Annotated in this window: 24 protein-coding genes and 1 pseudogene; 11 read left to right on the top strand and 14 right to left on the bottom strand. The window is 62.5% G+C overall.

All coding sequences use genetic code 11. The features are described 5' to 3' along the window. Positions 1–28 precede the first annotated feature (28 nt). Complete coding sequence (locus A4R29_RS06295) at positions 29–769, top strand: NADPH-dependent F420 reductase (protein ID WP_063171494.1); 741 nt, start codon at positions 29–31, stop codon at positions 767–769. Here A4R29_RS06295 and A4R29_RS34060 read toward each other — a convergent pair. Both A4R29_RS34060 and A4R29_RS06290 read right to left on the bottom strand, forming a co-directional pair. Next, positions 753–926 carry a hypothetical protein gene (locus A4R29_RS34060; RefSeq protein WP_174564963.1) on the bottom strand — a complete coding sequence of 58 codons (174 nt, stop codon included), beginning with the start codon at positions 924–926 and terminating at the stop codon, positions 753–755. The two genes, A4R29_RS06295 and A4R29_RS34060, sit on opposite strands and share 17 nt — an antisense overlap. A 55-nt stretch (positions 927–981) precedes the next feature. Then, positions 982–1,887 carry a LysR family transcriptional regulator gene (locus A4R29_RS06290; RefSeq protein ID WP_013533150.1) on the bottom strand — a complete coding sequence of 302 codons (906 nt, stop codon included), beginning with the start codon at positions 1,885–1,887 and terminating at the stop codon, positions 982–984. Positions 1,888–2,022: 135 nt separating this feature from the next. On the opposite strand from A4R29_RS06290, the gene A4R29_RS06285 reads away from it, so the two are divergent. From A4R29_RS06285 to A4R29_RS06240, 10 genes are all read left to right on the top strand, one after another. Beyond that, a complete protein-coding gene (locus A4R29_RS06285; RefSeq protein WP_013533151.1) occupies positions 2,023–2,745 on the top strand; it encodes a LamB/YcsF family protein in 723 nt (240 codons plus the stop codon). 66 nt (positions 2,746–2,811) lie between these two features. Continuing rightward, complete coding sequence (locus tag A4R29_RS06280; protein WP_013533152.1) at positions 2,812–3,045, top strand: acetyl-CoA carboxylase; 234 nt, start codon at positions 2,812–2,814, stop codon at positions 3,043–3,045. After that, positions 3,045–4,409 (top strand): acetyl-CoA carboxylase biotin carboxylase subunit, encoded by a 1,365-nt coding sequence (locus A4R29_RS06275; protein ID WP_063171493.1) that lies wholly within the window; start codon positions 3,045–3,047, stop codon positions 4,407–4,409. Before A4R29_RS06280 ends, A4R29_RS06275 begins: the two co-directional genes overlap by 1 nt. A 9-nt stretch (positions 4,410–4,418) precedes the next feature. Continuing rightward, positions 4,419–5,294 carry a 5-oxoprolinase subunit B family protein gene (locus A4R29_RS06270; RefSeq protein ID WP_027163990.1) on the top strand — a complete coding sequence of 292 codons (876 nt, stop codon included), beginning with the start codon at positions 4,419–4,421 and terminating at the stop codon, positions 5,292–5,294. Then, positions 5,284–6,255 (top strand): 5-oxoprolinase subunit C family protein, encoded by a 972-nt coding sequence (locus A4R29_RS06265; RefSeq protein WP_027163991.1) that lies wholly within the window; start codon positions 5,284–5,286, stop codon positions 6,253–6,255. Before A4R29_RS06270 ends, A4R29_RS06265 begins: the two co-directional genes overlap by 11 nt. Before the next feature lie 249 nt (positions 6,256–6,504). Continuing rightward, positions 6,505–7,257, top strand: a complete 753-nt coding sequence (locus A4R29_RS06260; RefSeq protein WP_013533156.1) for an ABC transporter ATP-binding protein — start codon at positions 6,505–6,507, stop codon at positions 7,255–7,257. Continuing rightward, positions 7,254–7,988, top strand: coding sequence for an ABC transporter ATP-binding protein (locus A4R29_RS06255; protein ID WP_013533157.1), 735 nt, complete (start codon positions 7,254–7,256; stop codon positions 7,986–7,988). Before A4R29_RS06260 ends, A4R29_RS06255 begins: the two co-directional genes overlap by 4 nt. Before the next feature lies 1 nt (position 7,989). Beyond that, the gene (locus A4R29_RS06250) at positions 7,990–8,895 is read left to right on the top strand and encodes a branched-chain amino acid ABC transporter permease (RefSeq protein ID WP_013533158.1); all 906 of its coding nucleotides are present in this window, start codon (positions 7,990–7,992) and stop codon (positions 8,893–8,895) included. 4 nt (positions 8,896–8,899) lie between these two features. After that, complete coding sequence (locus A4R29_RS06245) at positions 8,900–9,991, top strand: branched-chain amino acid ABC transporter permease (RefSeq protein ID WP_013533159.1); 1,092 nt, start codon at positions 8,900–8,902, stop codon at positions 9,989–9,991. Positions 9,992–10,033: 42 nt separating this feature from the next. Beyond that, a complete protein-coding gene (locus tag A4R29_RS06240; protein ID WP_013533160.1) occupies positions 10,034–11,227 on the top strand; it encodes an ABC transporter substrate-binding protein in 1,194 nt (397 codons plus the stop codon). 114 nt (positions 11,228–11,341) lie between these two features. On the opposite strand, the gene A4R29_RS35350 is transcribed toward A4R29_RS06240, so the two are convergent. The 12 genes and pseudogenes from A4R29_RS35350 to A4R29_RS06180 form a co-directional block, all read right to left on the bottom strand. Then, entirely contained in the window at positions 11,342–12,010 is a 669-nt protein-coding gene (locus A4R29_RS35350) for a nuclear transport factor 2 family protein (protein WP_013533161.1), read from the bottom strand. Continuing rightward, positions 12,007–13,389, bottom strand: coding sequence for an aspartate aminotransferase family protein (locus tag A4R29_RS06230; RefSeq protein WP_063171492.1), 1,383 nt, complete (start codon positions 13,387–13,389; stop codon positions 12,007–12,009). Before A4R29_RS06230 ends, A4R29_RS35350 begins: the two co-directional genes overlap by 4 nt. Positions 13,390–13,485: 96 nt before the next feature. Beyond that, positions 13,486–14,217 (bottom strand): LamB/YcsF family protein, encoded by a 732-nt coding sequence (locus tag A4R29_RS06225; protein WP_013533163.1) that lies wholly within the window; start codon positions 14,215–14,217, stop codon positions 13,486–13,488. A 12-nt stretch (positions 14,218–14,229) separates the two neighbouring features. Next, entirely contained in the window at positions 14,230–16,578 is a 2,349-nt protein-coding gene (locus A4R29_RS06220; protein ID WP_013533164.1) for a xanthine dehydrogenase family protein molybdopterin-binding subunit, read from the bottom strand. After that, entirely contained in the window at positions 16,571–17,068 is a 498-nt protein-coding gene (locus A4R29_RS06215; RefSeq protein ID WP_063171491.1) for a (2Fe-2S)-binding protein, read from the bottom strand. The genes A4R29_RS06220 and A4R29_RS06215 overlap by 8 nt, the downstream gene beginning before the upstream one ends. Then, a complete protein-coding gene (locus tag A4R29_RS06210) occupies positions 17,059–17,916 on the bottom strand; it encodes an FAD binding domain-containing protein (protein ID WP_013533166.1) in 858 nt (285 codons plus the stop codon). The genes A4R29_RS06215 and A4R29_RS06210 overlap by 10 nt, the downstream gene beginning before the upstream one ends. Positions 17,917–18,077: 161 nt before the next feature. Next, positions 18,078–20,045 (bottom strand): hydantoinase B/oxoprolinase family protein, encoded by a 1,968-nt coding sequence (locus A4R29_RS06205; protein WP_013533167.1) that lies wholly within the window; start codon positions 20,043–20,045, stop codon positions 18,078–18,080. A 3-nt stretch (positions 20,046–20,048) separates the two neighbouring features. Then, positions 20,049–22,076 carry a hydantoinase/oxoprolinase family protein gene (locus A4R29_RS06200; RefSeq protein ID WP_063171490.1) on the bottom strand — a complete coding sequence of 676 codons (2,028 nt, stop codon included), beginning with the start codon at positions 22,074–22,076 and terminating at the stop codon, positions 20,049–20,051. Between the two features lie 102 nt (positions 22,077–22,178). Further along, positions 22,179–23,159 (bottom strand): AraC-like ligand-binding domain-containing protein, encoded by a 981-nt coding sequence (locus A4R29_RS06195; protein WP_013533169.1) that lies wholly within the window; start codon positions 23,157–23,159, stop codon positions 22,179–22,181. A 300-nt stretch (positions 23,160–23,459) separates the two neighbouring features. Beyond that, positions 23,460–23,703 (bottom strand): annotated as a pseudogene (locus tag A4R29_RS06190) (IS481 family transposase); the annotation flags it as partial. A 197-nt stretch (positions 23,704–23,900) separates the two neighbouring features. Further along, positions 23,901–25,238 carry an HlyD family type I secretion periplasmic adaptor subunit gene (locus tag A4R29_RS06185; RefSeq protein ID WP_063171488.1) on the bottom strand — a complete coding sequence of 446 codons (1,338 nt, stop codon included), beginning with the start codon at positions 25,236–25,238 and terminating at the stop codon, positions 23,901–23,903. Between the two features lie 19 nt (positions 25,239–25,257). Beyond that, complete coding sequence (locus A4R29_RS06180) at positions 25,258–26,952, bottom strand: type I secretion system permease/ATPase (RefSeq protein WP_063171487.1); 1,695 nt, start codon at positions 26,950–26,952, stop codon at positions 25,258–25,260. Between the last annotated feature and the right edge of the window lie 46 nt (positions 26,953–26,998).

The raw sequence follows: 26,998 nt of genomic DNA, 5'->3' as shown, positions 1-26,998 counted from the left end.
AATCACAATTATCTGGAAGGAAATCGGCATGAAGATCGGCATTATCGGCGCGGGAAATATCGGCACCACCCTTGCACGAAAGCTGTCAGCCGCCGGACACGCGGTGAAGCTGGCGGGCTCGAAGGGGCCTGAGGACATCGGCGAGAAAGCGACGGAGGTTGGTGCGATCCCGGTTGCCGCGCACGAAGCAGCCAGGGATGTCGAGGCGATCGTTCTATCGATCCCGTTTGCGAAGATCCCCGATGTCGCCGGCCTCTTTGCCGATGTACCAGCCAACGTGGTCGTGATCGACACCTCCAATTATTATCCCATGCGCGACGGGAATATCGCGGAGGTTGACGATGGCAAGCCGGAAAGCGTGTGGTCCAGCGAACAACTCGGCCGGCCAGTGGTCAAGGCATTCAATGCAGTCCTCGCCCAAACGCTCGCAGAAAGTGGCGCAGCGGCCGGAATGACCGGACGCATCGCGATCCCCGTCGCAGGCGATGATGTGCATGCCAAAGCGATCGCACGCGAACTGGTGAACGAGACCGGTTTCGACGCACTTGATGCCGGCGATCTCGCGAATTCCTGGCGCCAGCAACCGGGCACGCCCGCCTACTGCACGGAACTGACGTTGCCTGATCTTCAGGATGCGCTGTCCACGGCGGAAAAGGCGCGCGCACCCGGAATTCGCGACGCGCTGATCAAGGGCTTCATGGAGGCGACGCCTCCCCTCCGCCACGAGCAGATCGTAGCCCGCAACCGTGAAGTCACCGCCCGCCGATGAGAAACTTCTCCGGTTCCGGTCCGAGGTGACCAATAAGACTGTCCAAGAATTCCTTCTGTTTGTCGGGAGCAACCTGAGGGACGACGATGACGAGGTAATTTGCGACAAAGGTGAAATCCCCCTTGAGGATGCGAGGCATCAGCTCCTGAGCGCGCATGCTCCGCTGCTCAACCAGCGAGCCTGAGCCATAGCGCCTGACTGGCGGCAGGAGATTAGCCGCCGCCGCCCATGGTTACGGACATAAAGGCCCGGAAGGCCGCAGCCGCCGGTTCGATTGATCTGTCACGCGACCAGGCAAGGCCAACGTCCATAGTGGGGATGGGCTCGACAAGCCCGCGCACTTCGATGCGCTGCCCCTCCAAGGACCAGGGGCGGTAAACCATGTCGGACAGGACAGTGACCCCCATGCCGGCAGCCACGAGCGACCGCACGGCCTCGACCGAACTGGTGGTAAGGACGGCGCGGAGCGAAAGGCCCGCGGCATCCCAGTAACGGGCGGCCGTCGTGCGTGCCTCGTCAACCGTCAGCATGACATAATCTTCCGCCGCCACATCGGCGAGGCTGATCTCCTGCCGCGCGAGCAGATGATGATCAGCCGAAAGCCAGAGCCGGCGGTTCGACCGCATCAAGACCTCCTGCGCCAACTCCTTGGTGTGCTCCAGGTTCGACACCAGCATCACGGCCATGTCGATGTCCCCGCACATCAACCCGCTTTCGAGAGCGTCTCGGGGCAGTTCCAGCACCTCGACCTCGATCTCGGGATAGGTCTTTCGAAAGCGCGCGTAGTGGCGCGACATGTAGTAGCCGACGACCGTGTAGGTCATGCCCAGCCGCAGCTTGCCCGCCAGGCCTTTCCTATCGCGCAACGGGCTTCGGACGGCCGCAGCGACGGCCCCGGTGATAACACGCGCATGTTCAAGAAACCGCGCGCCCTCCATCGTCAGTCTTACGCCAGCGTGGTTACGCTCCAAAAGCCGTACGCCCAGGTCAGCCTCAAGCGTCTTTATCGCCGCAGTGACCGCCGATTGCGAGATGTTGAGTTCCACCGCGGCATGACTGACCTGTCCGCTCTCGGCGGTCGCGATAAAATAATCCAACTGTTTCAAGGTGATGGTCATGGTGCGCCCTGGCCCAGAACCATTATCTGTTTTTTTGATATGACAATCAATAAACTACTATTTCACAAATGCCCTCGCATGCGCAAAAAATGCTGCAACGCCGCAAAGACGGCAGCTTCGAGGGGTAACAATGCGATGGCGGTGACGCTAAACTGCGACATGGGCGAAAGCTTTGGCCTCTACAAGGTTGGCGACGATATGGGCATGATGCCCATCATCGACGTTGCCAATGTCGCCTGTGGTTTTCACGCTTCCGATCCGGATCACATGCACGCCGCCGTCCGCAGCGCCAAGGCGAGTGGCGTAAAGATCGGCGCCCATCCAGGCTTGCCCGACATTCAGGGTTTCGGCCGGCGCGAGATGCGGATGACCCGCGAAGAAGTCAGGAACACCATCATTTACCAGGTGGGAGCGCTTGCCGGCTTCCTCAAGGCCGAGGGTGTGGAACTCCACCACATCAAGCCGCATGGCAGCCTCTACTTCATGGCCATGCAGCAGGAGGCAATAGCCCATGGCGTGTGCGACGCGGCAGAAATTTTCGGCGTACCCCTCTTCGGCATGACGGGCACCCTGCACGAGAAGATCTATCAAGAGCGCGGTATCCCATTTGTCGCTGAGTTCTATGCCGATCTCGACTACGATGCCTCCGGCAAGCTGATCTTGACACGCGTTCATGACGCCAAGGACCCCGCAGAGATGGCCGAGCGGTGCGTACGCGCCATCAGGGAGGGCGAGGGCACGGCAGAGGACGGCAGTTTCTTCCCTGTACGCTGCGAAACCATCTGCGTGCATTCCGATACGCCGAACGCCATCGAAATAGCCCGGGCCGTGCGCACCGCAATCGCCCCCTGGCACTGAACTCGACCGAACCCGCCCGTGCGGGCGGTTCCAGATTAGTCTGTCCGCAGTTTTCCGGAGCTTTTTATGGCCCAGATTCTTTCACCTCTTCCCGGCACTTTTTATCGCAGCGCTTCGCCAGACCAGCCGCCATACAAGGCGGATGGCGACGCGGTGTCCGCCGGAGACGTAATCGGTCTCATCGAAGTGATGAAGTCGTTCCACGAAGTGAGGGCCGAGACGGCCGGTACGAACATCCGCTTCATTGCCGACAATGAGGATCCCATCATGGCCGGCGCACCTATTGCGGATCTCGACTGATGCTGAAAAAGCTTCTGGTTGCCAACCGGGGCGAGATAGCGGTCAGGATCATCCGGGCCGCGCAAGATCTGGGGATCGCCACCGTGGCGGTGTATTCGGCCGCAGACGCCGAGTCGCTCCACGTCCAGCTTGCGGACGAAGCGGTCAACATCGGCCCACCAGCTGCAAAGAAGTCCTATCTCAATGTCGAAGCAATTCTGAAGGCTGCCCGCGACACCGGTTGCGACAGTGTTCATCCAGGCTATGGGTTCCTTGCCGAGAATGCCGCGTTTTCCGACGCGGTCACAGGCGCTGCATTGGTCTTCGCCGGCCCGTCGGGAGATGCGATCCGGATGATGGGAGACAAGGTCTCGGCGCGATCGGCCGCTGCCGCTGCAGGTGTCCCCGTCGTGCCAGGCTCGGCTGGCCGGGTCGAGGGCCTCGAGGCTGGCCACGAGGTGCTGACCGCAACCGGTTTTCCGGTGATGATCAAGGCGGCGGCAGGCGGCGGCGGGCGGGGCATCCGCATCGCGAACTCGTTCGCAGAGTTCGAACAAGCCTTTCCTCAGGCCGAGGCAGAAGCCCTCGCCGCCTTTGGCGATGGTGGTCTCTACATGGAAAAGGTGATCGGCAAGGCCCGCCATATCGAGGTGCAGGTGCTGGCAGACGGAAGCGATGCCATCCACTGCTACGAGCGGGAGTGCTCGCTGCAGCGGCGACGCCAGAAGGTTTGGGAGGAGGCGCCGTCGCGCGCACTTTCAGACAGGCTGCGCGAAGAGCTCTGCGCTTCAGCGGTCGCCTTGGCCAAGGCGGTCAAATACTCTGGTGCCGGCACGGTAGAGTATCTTTACGACGATGAAGCAGACCGCTTTTACTTCATCGAGATGAACACCCGTATCCAGGTCGAGCACCCGGTCACCGAAGCGATCACCGGCATCGACCTCGTTGCGGAGATGCTTCGCATCGCCGGCGGCGAGAAGCTGCGGATCCGGCAAAGCGATGTCTCCGTCAAAGGGCATGCGATCGAAGTCCGGCTCAATGCCGAAGACCCGGCGAAGGAGTTCGCTCCATTCCCCGGGCAGGTGGCCGAGCTTCGCATTCCCGGCGGTCCGGGCGTACGCTTCGATTCGATGCTCTATCAAGGCTATCAGGTGCCGCCCTTTTATGACTCGCTGCTTGCCAAGCTGATCGTGCATGCAGAGACGCGCGAGGCGGCGATAGTGCGCCTGATCCGCGCGCTCAACGAGTTGAAGATCGGCGGGCTCAAGACCACCAAGCCGCTGTTTCTTGCGCTGGCCGCCGATCCGGCGATGCGGGCGGGAGACGTGCATACCCGCTGGCTGGAAGGCTGGCTCATCGAAAACGCCGCAGCATTGGCGGGTTAAGGAGGACCGATGTCGATACGATTCAACTTCGGCGGTGACGAACATATCTTCGGCGAGGTGTCCGAAGAAATGTCGCTCACCTCCTTCTTTACCGGCCTTTCGATGACCAATGCGGTGCGTACGGCAGGCATCCGAGGCGTCACCGAGATCTGCCCAGCCAACGCCAGCTTCCAGATTCGCTTCAACCCCGACATCGTCAAGCCGCAGGATTTGCTCAGCGAACTGAAGTCGATGGAAGAGGCCGCCTCGAAGTCGGACCCGGTGCTGAAGACCCGGATCATCGAACTGCCGGTTTATTTCCAGGATCCATGGACGCGTGAAACCTGCCTGCGCTTCCGCGAGCGCCATCAGGACCCCTCCTCCACCGATCTTGAATATTCGGCACGCATCAACGGCTACGCCACGGTGGAAGAGTTTATCGAGGCCTATTCCGGCCAGCCCTGGTTCGTATCGATGGTCGGCTTCGTCGCCGGACTGCCCTTCCTGTACCAGATGGTTGAGCGCAAGAAACAGATTCAGGCGCCGAAATACTTGCGTCCACGCACCGACACTCCCAAGCTCACCATTGGCCATGGCGGCTGCTTTGCAGCGATCTATTCGGTACGCGGCGCTGGCGGCTACCAGATGTATGGCATAACCCCGGCCCCGATCTACGACCCGACCAGGAAGGTGCGCTACCTCGCCGATGACATGTGTCTGTTCAAGCCAGGCGACATCGTCAAGTTCAAGCCCATTGGCCGCGATGACTACGACGCCACGCTTGAGGAAATCGAAGCCAATCGGTGGGAGCCGACGGTTCGCGAGTGCACCTTCAGCCTGAAGGATTTCAACAGCGACATTTACGGCACCAACGCAAAGCTGATGGAGCTTATCAATGGCCGTTAAGGTAATCTCTCCCGGCCTCTCCACTTCCGTGCAGGACCTTGGCCGACCCGGCCACTATCATGTCGGCATTCCAGAAGGCGGCGGCATGGACCGCTTTGCGACACGCGTCGCAAACCTGCTTGTCGGCAACGATCCGGGTGCCGCGGTGCTCGAAGCCACTTTCATGGGTCCCGAACTCGAATTCACCCAATCCGCGGTCGTCGCCGTCACAGGTGGAGAGCTCCCACCCAAACTCAATGGCGAGGAACGGTCGACGTGGGAAAGTTTTCCGGTGAAGGCCGGTGACCGGCTTTCCTTCGGCTTCCTCAAGGGCGGCGCGCGCGCTTATCTGGCCGTCTCCGGCGGCATCGACGTACCCGTGGTTCTCGGTTCGCGCTCGACTTACATTCTGGGCGCACTCGGCGGCCATCAGGGCCGCACGCTGAAGGCGGGCGATGAGCTTCCCCTCGGCGAAGGTTCCGGCAAAGCCGGTCTTTCACTGCCTGCAAATCTGCGCCGCGCGCGCAATAGCCCGGCGGAACTCAGAATGCTTCCCGGCATATACTGGCATCGGATCACTGAGGCTGCCGGCAATCGGTTCTTTGAGGAAACCTGGAAGGTCGCGCCCGAAGCCGACCGTATCGGCTATCGCTTCCGGGGCGGGACGCCGCTGGAATTCGTCGAGCGCGAGCAGCCTTTCGGTGCGGGCTCCGACCCCTCGAACATCGTCGATGCCTGCTATCCTTACGGATCCGTCCAGGTGCCGAGTGGCACGGAGCCGATCGTTCTTCACCGGGACGCGGTTTCGGGTGGCGGGTATATGATGCTGGGCGTGGTGATATCGGCCGACATGGACCTTATCGCCCAACTCCAGCCGCACACCCCGGCGCGCTTCGTTCCGGTGACGCTGGAAGACGCGCTTGCCGCGCGAACCGAACAGCGCGCCGCGCTGGCGCGTGCTGAAGGGCATCTGGCCGGCTGACGTCAGCCGGGAAAATGCCGGCGGAGGAGCCGGAGGCGAGGAGATCGGCCGGCCAAAACCGACCGCGCGTGGCGGAAGACAAAATCCGGTGCGCGAAACGACAAGACGACGCCGGGCAACGGCGTGAATTTGGCACCCGAGCAGTCCGCTAGAGACCGCCGGAACCGACAGGGGAAGACATTTGCAACGTGGCTGGCCGCAAGGCCGGATGCTTCGCGCCTTTCCGTCGGTAGAAAGAAGGAAAGGGTCATGAGTCATCTGAGCGCGGAGAACGTCTCGGTATCGTTTGCGGGGCTGAAGGCCCTGTCATCGGTAGACCTCCAAATTACGCCCGGCCGCATCAGTGGCCTCATCGGCCCGAATGGCGCTGGCAAGACCACGCTCGTCAACGTGCTGACCGGCTTCCAGGCACCGACGGAAGGCACCATCAAGCTCGACGGGGAAGCACTCACGGGTCTCAAGCCGCATCAGGTCCGGCGGCGCGGCATTGCCCGCACCTTTCAGGGTGGGCGGCTCTTCCGCGACCTGCCTGTGCTGGACAATTTGGAGGTAACGGGCGTTGGCCTGGGAATGAGCCGGCGCGCTGCCATCGCCGAAGCGGAAGCGATGCTCGACTGGATAGGCATCGGTGCGCTGGGTACCCGCATCGCCGGAACGTTGCCATACACGGACGAGCGCCGCGTCGCCATTGGCCGCGCCTTGATGGGACGGCCCGCATACATCCTGCTCGACGAGCCCGCGGCTGGCATGAGCGCACTGGAGGCGCGGGAGCTTTCCGCCCTGATAAGACACATCGCCAGCGATCTCGGCTGTGGTGTCCTGCTCATCGAGCACAATGTCGGGCTGGTGCTCGGCCTTTGCCAGCATATCGTCGTGCTCGATTCCGGAGCGATCATCGAGGAAGGACCGCCTGCCGCGATCCGCGACAGCGAGAAGGTGCGCCACGCCTATATGGGCACGGCCGCGAACACCGACCTGCCTGTGCTGGAGGCGATGGAATGAGCCTGCTCGCCCTTTCCGATATCACCATCCGCTACAGCCGTCTCACGGCGGTCCGCAATGTCTCCTTCTCCATGGACGAGGGAGAAATCCTGTTCATCACCGGCCCGAACGGAGCCGGGAAGTCTTCGCTGCTGCGCGCGATCGCCGGTGTTACGCCGGTGGCGGGCGGCCGGATCGACCTTGCTGGTCATGAGATCACCGGCCAGGCGCCGGAGAACATCGCCCGGCTCGGATTCTCCATGGTGCCGGAGGGGCGCGATGTCTTCGGCTCGCTGACGACCGAAGAGAACCTTCTGGTCGGAACCGGCATGCATGCCCGCGAACGCGGCTGGCGCAGCCGAGCGGCCGACGAACTCGAAGCCGTCTACGCAACCTTCCCGATGCTGAAAGAGAGGCGGCACGGGCAGGCGGGATTGCTGTCCGGCGGGCAGCAGCAAATGCTGGTCATCGGCCGCGCGCTGATGACCAATCCGCGGCTTGTAGCCATCGACGAGCCTTCACTGGGCCTCGCCCCCAACATCAACGACCAGGTCTACGAGCGGCTGATCGCGCTGCGTGCGCAGCGCCAGCTCACGCTCCTGATCGTTGAGCAGAGCTCGGCCCGGGCGATGATGGTGGGCGGGCGGATGATCCTGATGCGTGGCGGACAGATCGTGCTCGATGGCGACGCGCGGACGCTCGGCAATGGCGAGGCGATCCAGGCTGCCTATTTCGGCTACGAGGACAATTGAGATGCTTCAGATCCTGTTCGACGCACTCTCGCTTGGTTCGCTCTATGCGCTCGGGGCGCTCGGCATTGCCCTCATCTTCGGCGTCATGCGGCTCGTGAACTTCGCGCATGGCGACGTCATCGCCTTCTGCGTCTTCGCCCTGTTATGGCCGTCTACGGACGCAATGGCCATCGTCTTCGCCGGCCAATTGCCGTGGTACCTGCTGTTGCCATTCGTGCTCCTCTGCGGGGCCGGGCTGTCGGTGCTGTGCGAAATCGTCGTCTTCAGGCGGTTCCGTCAGGCAAATCCGGCAACCATGATGATCGCCTCCTTCGCGCTCGGTTTCGTCATTCGCTACTTCCTGCTCATGCTTTTCTCCAGTCGGCCGAAATCGATCTCGCTGCTGCCCGAACTGTCCCAGCCGGTGGAGATCCTTGGTGCCAGGCTTCCCCTCCTCCAGCTCATAACGATCGTGGCCACGATGGTCATCCTGATCGGCCTGACACTGTTCCTGCGTCAAACCCGCTTCGGCCTGGAGATGCGGGCGGCGGCCGAGAACTTCTCGATGGCCCGAATGCTGGGTGTGCGTGCGAACCGGGTTATCATGGGCGCGTTCGCCCTCTCCGGCGCGTTGGCCGCCGCCATTGCACTGATCTTTGGCGCCCAGACAGGCACGCTGGACATCCAGATGGGCGCCTCGATCATGTTGATGGCCTTCATCGCCACCGTCATTGGCGGCCTCGGCAGCCTCGGGGGAGCCGTGCTCGCCGGCTTCCTGCTGGGTGCCGCCTCGGTGATCATGCAAGTCATGCTGCCCATCGACGCCCGGCCATTCCGCGATGCCTTTGTCTATGGAGCGGTCATCCTCGTCCTCCTCTTCCGCCCACAGGGTCTTATTGCCGCGCGCGGCACCAAGGAAAGGATCTGATTTCATGGGTGTCGCCGCCTCCCTCACCAACTCTACCGCTGCCGGTGCCCCGGCTGCCGAGCGAAAGCCCGCCCGCTTCGCGCTTGCCCGCCGCACAATCCTGACACCGGTCCTGCTTTCTCTGCTGCTGCTGGCCATCGCGCTGATCACGGTGATGACCGGATCGCGGCCCTTCAACCAGACGGTGATCGACGTATTCGTCCGTGTCATCCTCGTCGTGGGCCTATACATCTTTATCGGGAATTCGGGCGTTCTCAGCTTCGGGCATATCGGCTTCACCTGCCTTGGCGCCTACGCGGCCGCGTGGCTCACCATCAATCCGATGATGAAACGCGGTTCGCTGCCGGGACTGCCCGAATGGCTGCTGGCGACCCGATTGCCGTACTGGCAATCGGCTACGCTGGCAGCATTGTTCGCCGCCCTCGCCGCTCTCATCTTCGGGCGGGTGCTGATGCGATTATCGGGCATCGCGGCTTCGATCGCGACCTTCGCGATGCTCGCCATGATCAACACAATTTATTCCAACTGGGAGAGCGTGACCGGAGCGACCTCATCGGTCGTCGGCATTCCGATCGTACGCGTGATCTGGCCGTATCTCATCGGCGCCGTGGTCGCGATCTTCATCGCCTGGGCGCACGCGATCTCCCGGTCCGGCCTGGCCCTTCGTGCTGCCCGCGACGAGCCCACCGCCGCCGCGGCTTCCGGTATCGACATTCCCAGGGAAAGATTGGTGGCATTCGTCATATCAGGCGCGGTGATGGGGCTGGGCGGTGCGCTCATGGCTCATTCCATCGGCGTGGTCACACCCGACACATTCTATCTCGGTCTCACCTTCATCACCCTTTCCATGCTCGTTGTCGGCGGCATGGGCAGCCTGTCGGGGGGTGTGGTGGGTGTCGTCCTGCTGTCCGCCCTCATCCAGGCGCTGCGCTGGCTGGAGGCAGGCGTATCGCTCGGCGAGTCCACTTTCGCCCTCCCGAAAGGGGTTCAGGAAATAGCCCTCGGCGTCATCATGATCGTGATCCTCGCGCTTCGCCCATCCGGACTCATGGGCAACCGCGAGATCACCTTACCCCGCAGCAGTCGCAACAAGTGACCGGCGGCACAAGCCCGACCGGAAAACAAAAAGGAGACGTGCATGACATACAAAATGAGAATTGTCGCAACCGCTCTGGCCTCGATGTCCATCGCATACCCGGCCCTGGCCGATGACAAGACCATCGTCATCGGCTTCGCCACTGCGGAGTCGGGCTTCATGGAAGCCTATGACAAGCCTGCGCAGGAGGCGGCCTTGATCCGCATCGACGAGATCAATGCGGCTGGCGGTCTGCTTGGAAAGCAGATCAAGGTCGTCAAGGCCGACACCAAGTCCGACCGGGCCGAAGGCGCCAAGGCGGGCCTCTCCGTGCTCGACCAGGGCGCGGATCTCGTGGTCGTCTCGTGCGACTACGACTTCGGATCGCCGGCTGCGCTCGCGGCCGAGGACGCGGGCCGTATCTCCTTCTTCCTGTGCGCGGAATCGGTCAAGGCCGGTATCCAGGGTGTCGGCCCGCACAGCTTCTCCGCGTCGGTGCTGGCGCCCGTGCAGGGCGCGACCATGGCCGAGTGGGCATTCAAGGAAAAAGGCGCAAAGGACTTCTACCGTCTGCTCGATACCTGGACGGCCTACAACAAGGGCATCTGCGACGGCTTCGACTGGATGATGCCGAAGCTCGAAGCCCAAGGCGCGAAGCTTGTCGGTGAAGACACCTTCAAGAACGAGGACGCCTCCATCGCCGCGCAGATCACTCGCATCAAGTCTCTGCCGAAGGAGCCGGATGCGATCATGCTTTGCACAATGATGCCGGGCGCTGTCTCGGCCATCAAGCAGCTTCGTGCCGCGGGCATCAACTCCATGATCCTGAATGGCTCGGGCGTCGACGGTAGCTATTGGCTATCCGCTGTGCCCGATCTGACGAACTTCTACGTCCCCGTTCAGGGATCGATCTATGGCGACGATCCCAATCCGGAAGTGCTGAAGTTCAATGCCACCTACAAGGCGAAGACAGGCGCCGATCCCTCGAGCCAGTATGTCTTTCCGGGTTACGTCATGGTCGACGTCTGGGCCAAGGCGGTGGAGCGTGCAGGCACGACCGATGCCGACGCCGTCGTCGCGGAACTGGAGAAGATGAAGAACGAGCCGACGCTGTTCGGGCCTCGTACCTTCACGCCGGAACTGCATCACCAGAACCAGACGCGGTACCTGATCGTCGAGACCAAGGCCGGCAAGCCGGGTGTTGTAGGCAACTGGACGATTTCCGAGCCGGTACCGATGGAAGCCTTGCTCAAGTAAGAAGATGGGCCGGGTAAGCCCGGCCCTTTCATCTTTTGAGGATCTTGCCTTTGGACAAAAAACGAGGGCGGCCCGCTTGGACCGCCCTCGTCGCCCGATGAATTCAGATTTTCGCTACCCTCGCGCTTTGCGGTAGGAATCCTTGAGCGCTATGAGCTCCCCCGAGAAAGCGAAGATATCGCAGCCGTCGACTTCGATTTGCTGCCCCGCTGCCGTGGTGCCGACGAAGCGCCATGATGAAAGCCCGGTGTCGCCCGTCACGACGTGCCGTCCCCTGGTCCACGCGGCCTTCGGGAAAGCATCGAACAGCGCTGCATAGGCGGCGCGCACGGCGTCACGCCCCATATGCTTGCGCCCTTCGGCATCGGGTCCAGCCGAGCCGTGGAAAGCGCAATTCTCAGCCATGCAGTCCATCAGCGCGCCCACGTCGCGGGCGTTCCAGGCTGCGAGGAACCGGTCGAGCACGGCGAGCCGCCTGGCTGCGAGGTCGCCGGCCTCAACGACCTCGACCTCCAGGAAGGCCAGCGGCGCATCGCCGGCATTGATGACGTTATGGGCCACACCCGTCCGCCGCGAATAGGGCACCCCTTGGGTGAGAGCGGCTTGCGCCTGCGCGCCGTCCGGACCTTCGAGACCGAGCTTGCCGTCCGTAAGCGGCACGATGACGTAGTCATGTCCGTGGATGTGCCAGCCGGTCTCGGCCCCGGTGGCAAAGCGCCATTCGGTGACCCGAAAGCGTTCGTCGTCGATATGGACGACCGGTTCGGCTTTCATGCGGGTCATTCGAGTCCCTCCTTGGCAACCGCACCGGTCAGGCGCTCAAGCGTCCGGCCCATGCGCGTCATGATTTCTTTCACATCGTCTTCTGTCGAGATCATCGGCGGGCAGAGCGCGAGCTGATCGCCGATGGCGCGGAAGATGAGGCCTTCCTCGTGGCCGATCCCTGCTGCGATACCCCCTGCGCGCCCAACCTTGGCGAAGGGGCGTTTCGTCGCCTTGTCTGCCACCAGCTCAACGGCGCCGATAAGACCGGTGCCCCGCGCTTCGCCGACAAGCGGGTGATCGGCAAATGAGCGGATGCCGGCCTGGAACGACGTCTCGAGGCGGGCCGCGTTTCCGATCAGGTCCCGCTCCTCGAAGATGGCCAGGTTTTCGAGACCCACTGCCGTCGCGACCGGATGACCTGACGCCGTGAAGCCGTGGCCGAAATTGCCGATCGTGGCGGTGTTGTCGGCGATCGCCTGATAGATCGCATCGGAGAAAATGACGGCGGCAAGCGGCATATAAGACGACGTGATTTGCTTGGAGACCGTCATGATATCAGGCGTGAAGCCGTATTTCTGAGCGCCGAAGGGCGTACCAAGCCGCCCGAAACCACAGATCACCTCGTCCGCTACTAGAATGATATCATTTGCCCGGCAGATTTTCTCCACGCCTTCCCAGTACCCGACCGGCGGTGGCAGAACGCCGCCGGCTGCCATGAGCGGCTCTCCTATGAAGGCTGCGATGGTGTCGGCCCCTTCTTCCGCGATCACCGCTTCCAGCTCGGCGAGCAGGCGCGCCGTGAAGGCGGCTTCGTCTTCGCCTGCCATGCCGAAGCGATAGAAGTGCGGGCAGGTCAGGTGGCGAACGGGAATGGCCGGCAGATCGAAGTCGCGATGGTTGACCGGCAAGCCTGTCAGGCTGCCGGAGGCGACGGTGATGCCGTGATAGCCCTTGGTCCGTGCCAGGAATTTCTTCTTTTTTGGCCGGCCCAGCGCGTTGTTCATGAACCACATCATCTTGACGATGGTGTCGTTGGCTTCCGAGCCCGACGACGTGAAGAAGACACGCGTCAGGTTTTCCGGCGTCATCTCCACGAGTTTCTCCGCGAGCCGGATGGATGGCTCATGCGCCTTGGAGGAGAAGGTGTGGTAGTAGGGCAGCTTCAGCATTTGCTGATAGGCAGCGTCGGCCAACCGCTTTTCCGAAAAGCCGACGCCCACCGACCAGAGCCCGGCCAGCCCTTCGATGTATTCCTTGCCGCGTTCGTCATACACACGGATGCCGTCGCCGCGGCTGATGATCAGCGGCCCGGTTTCTTCGTGCTGACGCAGGTTGGTGTAGGGGTGCATGGTGGTGGCGATGTCGGCGGCGGCGAGAGAGTTGGAAAGCGCATCCATGGAAGTCCTCAGCGGCTTGGAGAAATGGTTCGGGCAGTGAGTTCGAGATAGTCCTCGAGTCCCTTGCGTGGAGCTTTCACGATTCGGGAGAATGAATCATGGCAGGCCGTTGGAATGAGTGTCGATGATCCGCCGCATCAGCGCGGCGACGTCGCGCGCATTCGGCGGATCGGAGTGGATGCAGACAGTGTCGAAGTCGACCGGGCGGATCGTGCCGTCTGTCGTGACGAGTTCGCGTCGGGTAAGCGCTCCCACCATGCGGTGCTCGGCAAGCGTCAGGTCGATGGCCGACTGGACGCGCGGGATGATCAGGCTGCCGCCGGGAGCGTAGGCAAGATCGGGAAAGAACTCGCCCACGAAGGCAACGCCGAGTTCGGCTGCCGCCGTCTCGTGACAGGTTCCCGCCATGCCGAAGAGAGGGACGCCGAACGGCTTGACCGCCGCGGCAATTGCCAGGGCAGTGTCGACGTCGTGCGCGGCCATGCCGTAAATGATGCCATGCGGCTTGACATGGCTGAGTTGCCCGCCCTCGGCGGCCAGCATCCCTGTCAGAGCACCGATTTGGTAGAGGAAGGCAGCTGTCAGTTCCTCCGGCTGAAGTCTCATTTCGCGCCGGCCGAACCCCTCACGATCGGGAAGGGAGGGATGCGCGCCGACCCGCTTGCCATGCGAAAGGGCGAGCCGCACGGTCTTCAGCATCGTCCATGGATCGGAGGCGTGGAAGCCGCAGGCGATGTTGGCGCAATCGATATGAGGCATGATGCCGGCATCGTCACCGAAGCGCCAGTTGCCGTAGCTTTCGCCCATGTCGCAGTTCAGGGTGACCATGGTTTACTTGCCTCAGCCCAGAGTGTTCAACGCCCAGCCGGGGGCGACGTGCGGGAATTCCGGCGGTGGTTCGCGCTCATGCAGCAGTCGAAGCACGCGTGGCGGCGTCAGTGGCAGCTGCCGTACCGGCTTGCCGATGGCGCGTGCCACAGCGCAGCCGATTGCCGCGCCCACTGCCAGGATCGGGACCTCGCCCGCACCCTTGGTGCCTAGAGGCCCCATCGACGGCGCGCCCTCGTAAAGGTCGGCGGCGACCGGAACCACATCCTGCGCCAGCGGCAGGCGATAAGTCTCGAAATCGTCCTGCGCGATGCGTCCGTCGGCGGTGAGCGTCACCTCCTCGTGCAACGCATAGCCGAGCCCCTGTACCACGCCGCCCTGTATCTGGCCCAGGATGGCGCGCGGGTTGAGCGCGCGGCCGACATCTTGAACTACGCGATAGGCCAGCACCTCGACATGGCCGGTGTCCGGATCAACCGCCACCTCGGCCTCGTGAACGACGAAGACGGGAATGTCGAGCGCATCGATGAAATGCCCCATCGCGCAGCCGGACATTGCCGGAGTGTTCCTGGCGGCAAAGGCCCCGCTTCCGGTGATCGGGCCAGTGGTTGCCTGTGCATGGGCGACGACAGCGGGGATCGACATGCCGGAACCGGGACGTCCCGTGATCTCGACACGACCGTCCCGCAGCACCAGGTCTTCCGGTCGGGTCTGGAGCATCTCGCCGGCGGTCCGAAGCAGCTTCTCCCGCACCTCCGCGCAGGCGGCGATGCTCGCGGCACCAATGGACACGGTGGTGCGCCCACCGCCAACGCCGACATCGAGACCGGCGGCATCCGTATCGGCTTCGCGCACGATCACCTGGTCGGGAGCAAGCCCGAGCTGCCCAGCCACGATCTGCGGCAGGGATTGCACCATCGTGCCGGATCCGATCTCCACACCCGAGGTGACCAGCGTTGCGCTGCCGTCGGCGTTCAAATTCACCGTCGCCGCCGAAGGCCCGACGAAAACGAACCATGTGCCGACCGTGGTCGCAATTCCATAGAGCCTGCTGTCGGCCTTGGCCTCTGATGTACCGGTGCTGGCGCGCAGTGTCTCCATGCGATCGAGCATCGGACCCAGCACGTCGGCCTCGAAAACCTGCCCCGTGGCACCGAGATCGCCATCTCCCAGGACATTTTTCTTCCGGAACTCCATTGGGTCGAAGCCTAGCGCATCGCAGATTTCGTCGGTGTGTCGCTCCAACGCGAAGGTGTTGTAGACGCCGTTGCAAGCTCGGAAAGCGCCGTTGGGTGGTGTGTTGGTGTATACGGCGCGGCTGACGAGCCGCGTTGCGCCAACCCTGTAATTGCCGCCCAGCGTGTGCGCCGTCATCGTTGTCAGGAAAACCTGTTCGCCGCCATACGCGCCGCAGTCCATCAGCACGACCGCCTCGCGTCCGGCGATGTATCCTTCGGCAGTGACAGCGGACCGGATGCGGATTTCCGCATTCTCGCGGCAGAGGCAAGTTGCCATCTCTTCCTGCCGGGTGTTTTCCAGGACCACCGTGCGCCCGGTCATCCGCGCCAGAAGTGCCGTGATCGGCTCGATGGACGCATCGAATTTCAGGCCGAACCCGCCTCCGACAGGCGGCACGGTGACCCGCACACGCCCGGGCGCAAGCTGCATGACCCTTCCGGTGACGTTGCGAACTGTCCAAGGCACCTGCGTCGAGGTCTGGATGTGAGCCCGGCCGTCCTCCCAGGAGCCGATGGCAACGCGCGGTTCGAAAGGCACATGGCTCTGCCGGCCGACGGTAAAGCTGCTCTCGACTATGCGTATGTCGGGACGGGCGAAGGCCGCATCGACGTCGCCGCGGCTGGATTTTGCCTCCCATGCGATGTTGCCGGCACGTGCGCCGCCCTCGGTGATCACCTCATAGCCGCGCCAGCCCTCGTGGACGAGACGGGCTGCGGGCTGGAGCGCTTCGGCCATGGTGGACACCGGTGCCAGCGGCTCGATCTCAAGCACGATGGCGGCAAGCGCCGCCCGCGCCTGCTTCTCCGTTTCGGCGGCAACGACGGCGATTGGCTCGCCATGATAGCGGATGGTGTCGATGGCCAGGAGCGGATGGTCGGCAATGCCGATGCCGTAGAGGCCTGGCGCGTCGGCGCCGGTCGCCACCGCGCGCACGCCAGGACAGCGAAGTGCCGCCGAAAGGTCGAGCTTGCGGATACGCCCCGCGGAAACGGTCGACCGCAGCAGCACGGCATGCAACATGTCGGGGCGAACCCGGTCGTTGGTGTATTTCGTCCGCCCGCGCAGCTTGTCCTGCGCATCGCGGCGGGGAAGATTCATCACGGTGGCGGACAGCTCAGACATGGAGGCCTCCCACCGACTGGCCAGCCTTCCGCGCTTGGTCAAGGCAGTCGGCCACGGCGTCGACGATCCGCTCATATCCGGTGCAGCGGCAGATGTTGCCGACCATCGCGGCCTTGATTTCGGGACGGCTCGCATGCGGATTGTCACGCACGAACGCCGAAAGGCTCATAACTATTCCCGGAAAACACATGCCGCATTGCACGGCATCGGCGGCCTCTAGATTGGCCTGGAGCGGATGCAGCGCCTGGTTTCCGGAACTCAATCCCTCGATGGTCGTGACCGCGCATCCCTGGACCAGGCCAATCGGCTTCAGGCAGGACGGCACCGCTTCGTCGTCGACATGCACCGTGCAGGCGCCGCAGAAGCCTTCGCGGCACACGGCTTTGGTCCCCGTCAGGAATCGTTCCCGCCGCAAGATGTCGACGAGCGGCGTCATCGGATCGCCGTGAAAGCTGCAGTCCTCGCCATTCAGCTGGAATGTCACAACCATGCCAGGCCCTCGGTCTTGAGAAGTGCGGCAACACCGCGCTTGACCAGCGGCGGAAGAACCTGGCGCCGGTACCAACCCTCCGCTTCCCTGCCGTCGCGGCCCTGAAAATCATTGTGCTCCAGTGCAAGCCCGGCAGCGCGCTCCGGATCGAGCGCGGAGGCCTGGCTTGCCCTCATCGCCTGTTCGAGCGCCGTCCAGCGCCGCGCTACCGGCTCCACCGAGCCGACGGCGATGCGACATCGTTTGTCCTTGTCCACCGCAAGCGAGACGACGGCGACCGGATAGTCGCCAGCCTTCCGAAGCGGCAGGCGGATATGCGCGCTTGCGACAAGGTCGCGGCGCAGATGAATTCTCGTCACAATCGCCTCTGCCAGCAGCGCATGCCTGTCTTTGAGGAAATCCGAAATACCGATGAGTTTTGGGCCTTCGAACGTCTCCAGCTCCACCGTCGCCTCACAGACGAGAAGCGCAGGGGCGAGATCGGCGGCGGCAAAGTCGAGGGCACAAATGTTGCCGCCCACGGTGGCGACCCTTCGGATACCGGGATTGGCCGCGTTCTCCGCCGCGGCAACCAGACCTTCGAAGCCCGCTGCCCCATGCAACGCGCGGCCAAGGACTGCGTGGGTAACAGCTGCACCTATCACGACATGGTCCGAGTCGATTTCGACCTTGGACAAGGCCGGTATTCGGTCGAGTGCGACCACAGCGTCGGGAAGGTCGACCCCGCGTTGGGGATCACGCATCATCCAGGTGCCGCCTGCAAGCACCACCGCGCCCTGCCGGCGTGCGGCCATTGCCTCTTCAAGTGTGCTGGCCGCGGTGAACGATCGTCCCACGCCTGGTGCCATCTGTCATACCCCTCGGAGCAGCCAACCTTCGCGGCGCTGCGACATTGTTGCTCCAGCTTTAGGTTCCTGTGAAATAGTAATTCTTTGAATATGGTATCGAAAAAACAGATAACTCTGGCATCCCGCGAGCGCCCGCAAGATTGCGGCGCGCTCGCTGGCGCTCAAACCCAGTGGGTGACGGTCCGTTTCTCAAAACTCTCCCGGAACTGGGCGGTGGTTTTGGGAAGTAGTTCGCCAGTCTCCCAGTCGAGGATCACGGCATAGTGCCGAACCGCATCGAGCGTATCGATCTCGCCGGAGCGATATTTGCGCGCGACCTCCTCGGGATCCATGCGTGCCCAGCCCTTCCGTTTCGCCCGGATGTCGGCACGGCAGGCTTCGGTCGCCATCTCGTCGATTTCGTACTGGCACAGGTCGCGGTCGATTTCGCGGATCACCACACCGTAGTCAGTCCTGGCACGCTCCAGGGAAACGTAGTCGTCGATCACGTCCTCCATCACCTTGCGGGGCTCGCGCTGCAGTGGATCGCCGAAACCACCGCCGCCGGCCGTCGGACGAGCGAACTGGTCGCCTGTGTGGACGGAGTAATCGGAGAATACGGAGCCGAGCCAGATCTCGGTCTCTTCTCCGGCGCGCTTCATGGTCAAGCCGTGGGGCATCGACGGCAGGCCTCCTTCGACACCCCAGACGACAGCACGCTCGCGGTCGCAAATATAGGACATGACGGCATTTTCAGCCTCAAGCAGCAATGAGGTCTTCTGCACGCCGACGCCGCCCCGCCACTTGCCGGGCCCGGCTGAATCCTGCTTGATCTGGAACTCGAGCGTCCGAGTGGGATTGACCCGCTCGTTGCCTTCGTTCGGCTGCGACATCAGCCCGGTTCCGAAGCAGGCGGTTGTGACATCGGCACCATCCTTGCCGTTGCGCCCGCCCCAGCCGCCAGGCAGCCATTCGTAAAACATGAAGATCGGCTTTTCGGGTTTGCGCGCATCCCGTCCCCCGGCCAGCAGATATTCGAGGTTGAAGGCGCAGGCGATAGCGCGTTCGGGCATGATCTTCGACCACATCTCGAAGATCGCGTTCATGATCTTTTCAAACGGCATCAGGAACCCGGTCACCGCCACCGGCCATTCCGCGCTGACGATGCTATTCTTCGGCGCGGTCACCTCGATCATCCGGTAAAACCCGCTGTTGAGCGGGAGGTCCGGAAAGAAGGTTTTCATGCCGGCGACCACGGCCGAGAAGGTTGCGCCCGGTGCGGAATTATACATCGAGGCAATGGTCGAGTGGCTTCCCGTAAAATCGTAGTGGATCGTGTCGCCCTTGATCGTCATCTTGATGCGGATCGGGATCATGCCCTCGCCGGCACCGAGATCCCGGTCGATGTAGTCGACCGTCTCCCAGGTGCCGTCGGGCAGCTCCGCCAGACGCTTTCGCACGGCACGTTCGACGTAGTCCTGAACCTCCTCCATACCGCGCATGACCTGGCCGCGTCCGTACTTCTTGACCAGCCGCAGCAGTTCGCGCTCGGCCGCCTGCGTCGCTTGCGCCTGGGAATGGATGTCGCCAATGATCGATGCGGGATCGCGCGTGTTGGCCGCGATCATGTTGGCAACATCGGAGCAGAAGCGGCCGCGCTGGAAAAGGCGCAGCGGCGTTATCCGCAGCCCTTCGCGGAACATGTCGCGGGCGGTGACGTCGAAGGAGCCCGGCACCGAGCCGCCGAGATCCGACCAGTGTCCGTTCGACTGGGAGAAGCCGATCAGTTTGTCTTCATCGAAGATCGGCCGGACGAGCCGAACGTCGCTGAAATGCGTACCGCCGGCATAAGGATCGTTGATTGCGTAGACATCGCCGGGTGCCATATCGCCTTCGAAGACCCGGATCACTTCCTTACACGTGTTGTGCAATGTGCCGACATGGACCGCGATGTCGTAGTTGCCCTGGGCGACGGAGTTGCCATCGGCGTCGTGCAGGGCATTCGAAAAGTCTCGGTTGTAGATGACGAAGGAATAGCAGGTGCGAAGCATCTGTTCGGCCATCTGGTCGACGGTGGTGATGAAGGAGTTCTTCAGCACCTCGAACGTTACCGGATCGAGGCCAGGGCTCGTTTCAATCAGCTTTGTCATGTTTCAGCCTTTCGTCACGATGAGAATGTTCAGGAAGCCATCGACGGTCGCGCTCATTCCCGGCGGAACCACGGTGGTGGAATCGAACTGTTCGACGATGGCGGGTCCCGCAAAGGCAGCGCCGGCGCTGAGTTGATCGCGTTCATAGACAGCCGCATCATGAGATACGCCGTCGAACCAGACGCCGCGGCGGCCGAGCGGCTCGGGCACATGAGGCAAGACTCCGTGTCGCGGTATCTCGGCTTTCGGGACGATGCCGATCGCCTTGACCGCGATGCGGAAGATCGATACCGGCGCGTCTTCGCGGCGGTAGTTGAACTCGCGTTCGTGTTCGTTGTGGAATGCCTCGATCAGCGGGCAGATGCTCTCGATGCGCGCCGGGGCTGACACCGCGAGCGAGCGCCACTGGCCCTGGTACATCATCTCGACCGTGCGCTGCAGCGCCATGTCTTCCTGCGCCACGCCCTCATGGCCCAGACGCTCAACCGCCTGTTTTTCCATCAGAACAAAGGCTGCCTGCATCTCGGCGGGCGAGACAGTCGAAGCATCGGCCATGAAGCTTTCGGAGAAATCGTGCTGCACGTCGACGAGAAGGCAACCGAGCGCGGAGGTAACGCCGGGATTGGGCGGTACGATCACGGTTGGAATCGAAAGCTCCTTGGCCACAGCCGCTCCGTGCAAAGCGCCAGCACCGCCGAATGCGACCAGCGCAAAGTCGCGCGGGTCGTAGCCTCGGCTGATGGAGAGAAGCCGGACGGCATTGCCCATATTGGCGTTGGCGACGGCGATGATCGCCTCGGCCGCCTGGTGGAGTTCCATGCCGAAGGGTTCCGCCACCGTCTCCTGAACCGCCTCGGCGGCCAGAGCGGGGTCGAGCGTGATCTTGCCGCCCGCAAGGCTGGTGCCGAGACGGCCGAGCACCACATTGGCATCGGTGTTGGTGGCAATGCGGTTGCCATTCTTGTAGCAGGCCGGACCTGGAAAGGCGCCAGCGGACTGCGGTCCGTTGCGCAAGCTGCCGCCCTCGTCCTGCCATGCCAACGACCCGCCGCCCGCACCGATGGTCAATACCTCGATGGAGGGGAAGCGGATCGGATATCCGAATTCGATGTACCAGTCCTTTGTGATGCGCGACTCCCCGTTCCAGGCCAGCGAGACGTCGGTGCTGGTGCCGCCCATGTCGAAGCCGATCGAGTTCGGGTAGCCACAGAGATTTCCGATGAAGCGGCTTGCGATCGCTCCGGCGGCGATGCCGGATCCCGCGAGCCGGGCTGAGAAATCCTTGACGCTCGCGGGCGTCATGACCCCGCCACCGCTGTGCAGCAACAGGAGATCTCGCTTGTATCCGGCGTCGGCAAGCTTTTCTCCGAGACGCGACACGTAGTCGACGACGACCGGGGCGCAGACGGCGTTCGCCATGGTGGTGGAAAAACGTTCGTGCTCGAAGATTTCCGGCATCACCTCCGAGGAGATCGAGACCGGCAGATCCGGCATTGCCTCCTTCAGGATCTCACGCATGCGGCGCTCGTTGGCGCCGTTGACATAGGAGTTCATGAAGCAGACGGCGATGGACTTGACCTGCCGTTTCTTGAGAATCTCCGCGACACGGCGCGCGGCCTCTTCGTCCAACGCTTCCAGGATCGTGCCCTCGGCACTGACCCGTTCCCGGACGGTCAGCCGGTCGCGGCGCGGGATATAGGGCTTGGCGACATCTTTGTAGGTGTCCCAGAGATCTTCCTTGTTGGCGCGACGGATCTCTACAACGTCACGAAAACCCTCGCTGCAGACCATTGCGGTGCGCGGCAGACGGCGGGTGATCAGCGCATTGGTGGCGACCGTCGTACCATGAGAGAACATCGTTACCTCCGAAAGATCGATGCGCCCCTGCTCCACGCCATTCATGATGGCCTGCATGGGATCGTCAGGCGTGGAGGCGGTTTTTTCGATGCGGATCGCTCCGCTGTCTTCGTCCATGATGCAGATGTCGGTGAAAGTCCCTCCGACGTCGACGGCAACTCTGATTCGGCTCATGACAGTTCCTTCGCTAGGTCTTGCGGGCAAAGCCCCGCCTTCGTCGCCCCTTGCCGGGGAGACGTTGCATGAATGGTGGAATTGGCCCGGATTTCGTCGGGACTAGTGGCGCTCTCGCGAGGCCGAAGAGCCGCCCGCCCGGTTCGCTGCTTCGCGACGGGTATCCGTCGGTGCGCAGCCGAACCGCGTCCGGTAGTGCTTGCAGAACTGGGACTGGTCGGCGAAGCCCCAGCGGTAAGCAATCTCGGCTACGCTGCTGATGTTGGTCACCGACATCAGCTCCTCGGCGCAAAGTTCAAGCCGGGCGTCGCGGATGAAGCCGTTGATCGACTGGTTGCTGTCCTGAAAAAGGACCTGCAGGTAACGCAGGGAGATGCCGCAGGCATCAGCCACCGCCTGCGGGCCGAGGTCGGAATTCTTCAGATTGTCGCGAATATACTGCTCGGCACGATGCAAATGGCCGGCCCGGATCGACGAGATGCTGCTGTCCAGCACGCGATCGTCGCTCACGATCGACAGGCACAGCATTTCCAGGATGTGCCTGCCCATCATCTCACGAGCGACTTCAGTGATCTCATCGAGATGGCCGATCGTGGTTCGCACCGTGTCGAGGAAGAGCGCGGCGATGCCTTGGGTCGCGTCGAAACTGAGCGCACTGAGCCGTTCGGCGGATCCGATCCGTGCCCGAACGCTCGATGATGGTACCTTGAGGACCCACAGCGCGTTTGGCTTGCCGTGCCAGAATTCGTAAGGCGCATCTCCCCGCTCGACGAGAAAGCCCCCCGGCCTGCAATTGACGGTTCTCGACCCTTGCGAGAAATTCACCTCCGACATCTCCGGGATCGTGATGAGCAGGCTGGCGTCACGCTCGTTGAGGAAGTGGCGGCGGTGGCGACGATAGCTTACGGCATCGCAGCGCATTTTAGACACGCTGACGAGCCCAAGCGAGAAGGTTTCCAGCGTGCCTGAAAATTCGCGACGGTTCCGATACTCGGTGTCGAGCGGAAAATAGGCTTCGGTAACAGCGGCTTGCCAGGCATCACCGCCTGCGGGACCGCCGATCGTATCGACGACGTATTTCATTCCCCGACCTTTCTGGTTGACCCGGTTGTCCCGGTGTTGTTCCGAAGATTACAGGAATTCACCGGCGCGTATTGGTCAAAAACGAATAAACTTATGTGGTCGGTTGGCCCAGGACCGGAGCTCGCGACGGTTGCAGTTGTCGTCACGATCAGTGTGCAGCTGATCAAACCAGCCTTGGCGCGCAAACCGCCAGCCGACTTGGAACCATGCATTCTTTTCGCACACTCATTCAGGAAAAGTTGTCGGCTTCCAGATGTGGGCGGAAATGATGTCCTGCAGTTCCGTGCGCACCGCACGGAAGAGTGGCAGCAGCGTGTAGCGGCGGGAAGCGACAATGTCCGCCTCGTCCTCAATCGAGAGCACCGTCGATCTCGGTTCCTTCGGACCAGTCGATAGATCGGCGACCGAAGCTCGCCTCTTCCACTTCGCAACCGTCTTCTGGTTGATCCCGCTTGGCCAGCCCCCTCAGGCTCTCTTGACTATGCTGTATCGCTCGACGGACCGCCTCTGTCGTTTTGGCGCTCCCATGCAGAACTTGGCCCATAGCGCATCCTTTGATTCGGGAGACAAGGATGCTCCATAAAGCCCGGGATCAAACATCTAGGATGATCAGATCCAGCACCAAAGAAACAGAGGGGCTGTCGGCAGGGAACATGCAGACCATGAGCGACTGGTTGTCGGCTTGTCTCCGACTGCTCTGCGTCAGAATCACCTCAAAAGCGAAGTCGCTTGGCTAATCCGTCATTTCTGGCGAAAGGCGGAGTGGAACGACACAACCAGCGGGCCCAGAATGTAGTCGAGCGCGGTGCGTTCCTCGGTGACGATCATGACTGACGCTGGCATGCCCGGATAAAGCGCAATCTGTGGGGCTGCTGCCAATTCCACCGGATCGACCGCTACGTCGGCAAGATAGTAGGGAAACCCGGTCTTGCTGTCGGTAATGCGATCCGCCGAAATGCGGGTGACGCGGCCATGAATTATGGGTATTGAGCGCTGCTTGTAGGATGTAAAACGAACTTCGGCAGCCATATCGGGTCGCAGGTTCGATATGTCCTCGACGCGAATCTGGGCCTGGACGATCAGCGAATTTTCGGTCGGCACGATATCGAGGATGGTCTGGCCCGGCGAAACGATAGCGCCTATCGAGAAGACGCTGAGATCCATCACCTGGCCGTCATACGGCGCGCGCACCTCGGCTCGGTCCATGGCAGCCTGGGCGGCAAACATCTTGGGCACGAGGTCGGAAAGGCTCGATTGCGTATCGATCAGCATGGCCGACAGCTTGGCTCGGCGCTCATTTGTCAATTGTGCGATCTGGCTTTCGAGTTCGGCTTTGCTCTGTTGGCTGCCGCCGATCGCGCCGAGGTTCTCATCGATCAGGCCCTGCAGATCCGAGGCGGATCTTTCCAGCTCCAGGATGCGTGGGCGGGTCGTCAATCCGGCCTTGAGCAGCTTCGACAGGCTGGCCTTCTCGTTGATCGTCGATTGCAACTGGGCATGGTAAGATTCGACCCGAGACTGCTTGCCCTGGATCTGCTCCTCGAGTTCGGCAATGCGCCGCTCGAGGATCTGCCTGGCGCCGGCCATCGAGGCGCGTTGGCTTTCCAGATCGGCGATCTGGTTTGCCATTGCATCCCTAAGGTAGTCTTCGTGCTCTTTGAGAATGTCCTTGGGAAAGGCAACAACCTCGCTGCCGTCCAGTTCGGCTCGGATCCTGGCATCGGTTGCGCGCAACAGCGCATATTGCTGGGCATAAAGATTGAACTCGGACCGAATCCTGGTGTCGTCCAGCTTCAGCATTATGTCGCCCTTCCTGACGACGTCGCCATCCTTGACGCGGATCTCCTTCACCGTACCGCCGTCGAAGTGCTGTACGCTTTTGCGATTGCCATCCACCTTGACGATGGCGTCGGCAAGCACGGCGCCGTTCAGCGGGGCAAAGGCCGCCCAGCCGCCAAAGATGCCAAAGAAAGCAACGATGATCAGCAGACCGATATAGGCCGGCACCCGGATCGAATCCGGGGCCAGAATACCGGCGTCGCCAGGCAGGCTCCGGTAGGTAAGGGCGCCGTCGCTCATCGCTCTCTCCAAACACGGCTCATTGCGTTGCCACCGCCATTGGAGCCGCGCGCTGGTTGAGGAGCGCCACGATCTCGTTTCTCATGCCAAAGGCCTCGACGGCGCCATCGCGCAACAGGAGGATCTTGTCGACATTCGCCAGGGTCGAGGGCCGGTGAGAGACGATGATCACCGTACTGCCGCGGCGCTTGAGTTCGATCGCGCAGTCGCTCAGCGCGCGGTCGCCATCGGCATCGAGATTGGAGCTGGGCTCGTCGAGAATGATCAGGTTCGGCGTTCCGAACACTGCGCGGGCAAGAGCAATCCGTTGGCGATATCCTCCCGACAGCACTGCGCCACCTTCGCCGATCTGGGTCTCATAGCCCTGCGGCAGGCGGATGATCATCTCATGCACGCCGGCGAGCCGCGCGGCCTCGATGACCTCCTGGTCGACATTGGTCTTGAAGCGGCCGATGTTGGCGGCGACGGTATCGGAGAAGAGTTCTACATCCTGCGGCAGATAGCCGATGTGGTCGCCGAGCGCGTCGTGTCCCCATTGCGACAGGTCGGCGCCGTCCAGCCTGACGGTACCACGGCTGGGTTGCATGACGCCCGCGAGATGACGCGCCAGCGTCGACTTGCCGGCGCCGGAAGGGCCGACGATTCCCAGCGTCTCGCCTGCTTCCAGCCGGAACGATACGTCCCGCAGAAGCACTTTCTGCTGGCTTGCAATTGCAAAGCTGACCTGCTCAACCGAAATCTTGCCGGTGGGCTTGGGCAGGTTGAACGATCTTTCGCTCTGCGCGCCCCCGTCGACCAGCTTCTCGACCCTTGCCAACGCCGCCCGCCCCAGGATCAGGCTGCGCCAAAGGCCGACGATCTGCTCGACCGGCTGCAGCCCCCGGCCCAGCAAGAGGCTCGCTGCGAACATGGTGCCGCCGGTGATCTGCCGTTCGATCACCAGATAGGCGCCGAGGCCGAGGATCAGCGACTGCATGGTGAGCCGCAGGAAACGGATCAGACCCGACATCAGGGCGGCGCGATCGCTTGCCTCCGCCTGGCGCCGCAGCGCCAAATTGCGGTCGCGTCCCCAGCGGCGGATGAGGCCGTCGATCATCCCCATGGCGCGAACGACTTCGGCGTTTCTGAGGCTCATCTCGGTGAAATTATAGTTGGTCGTCGCCAGGTCGTTGGCCTGCTTCAGCGGCGAACGCACGATATATTCGTTTAGCACCGCCATGGCGACCAGAAGCAGCGAGCAGCCCAGCGCGAAGAAGCCGAGCCAGGGGTGCAGCAGGAAGATGATGCCGATGTAGATGGGCGACCATGGCAGGTCGAACAAAGCGTGGATGCCGCTGCCGGTGATGACCTGCCTGAACGTGTCGAAGTCTCGGATGGGCTGGCTCGGCGACGAGCCGGGCGATGGGGTCTCGACCGACGCGGCCAGGACTTTTGCCGACAGCAGCCGGTCGAGCCGCGCACTGGCACGCGTCAGGATGGAGGCGCGCACCAGGTCGAGGCCGGCCAGCGAAAGAAAGGCCGCCAGCAACACCAGGGTCAGCATCACCAGCGTGGTTTCGCTGCCGCTGGTGACGACCCTGTCATAGATCTGCAGCATGTAGAGTGGGGACGCGAGATAGAGCAGATTGATGGCCAGGCTGAACGCCGCCGCTACCAGGAAATAGCGGCGGCAGGCCCGAAGCGCATCCTTCACAATTCGAGATTTGCTATCCACGTCCAGAACCCCACTCGATACGCATCAGGCCAGGTGGGCCGCCGCT

This window comes from Mesorhizobium ciceri biovar biserrulae (genome assembly GCF_001618845.1).
Lineage (GTDB): Bacteria > Pseudomonadota > Alphaproteobacteria > Rhizobiales > Rhizobiaceae > Mesorhizobium > Mesorhizobium ciceri.
Note: the sequence above shows the minus strand (reverse complement) of the source record. Positions and strands in the feature narration are given on the sequence as shown.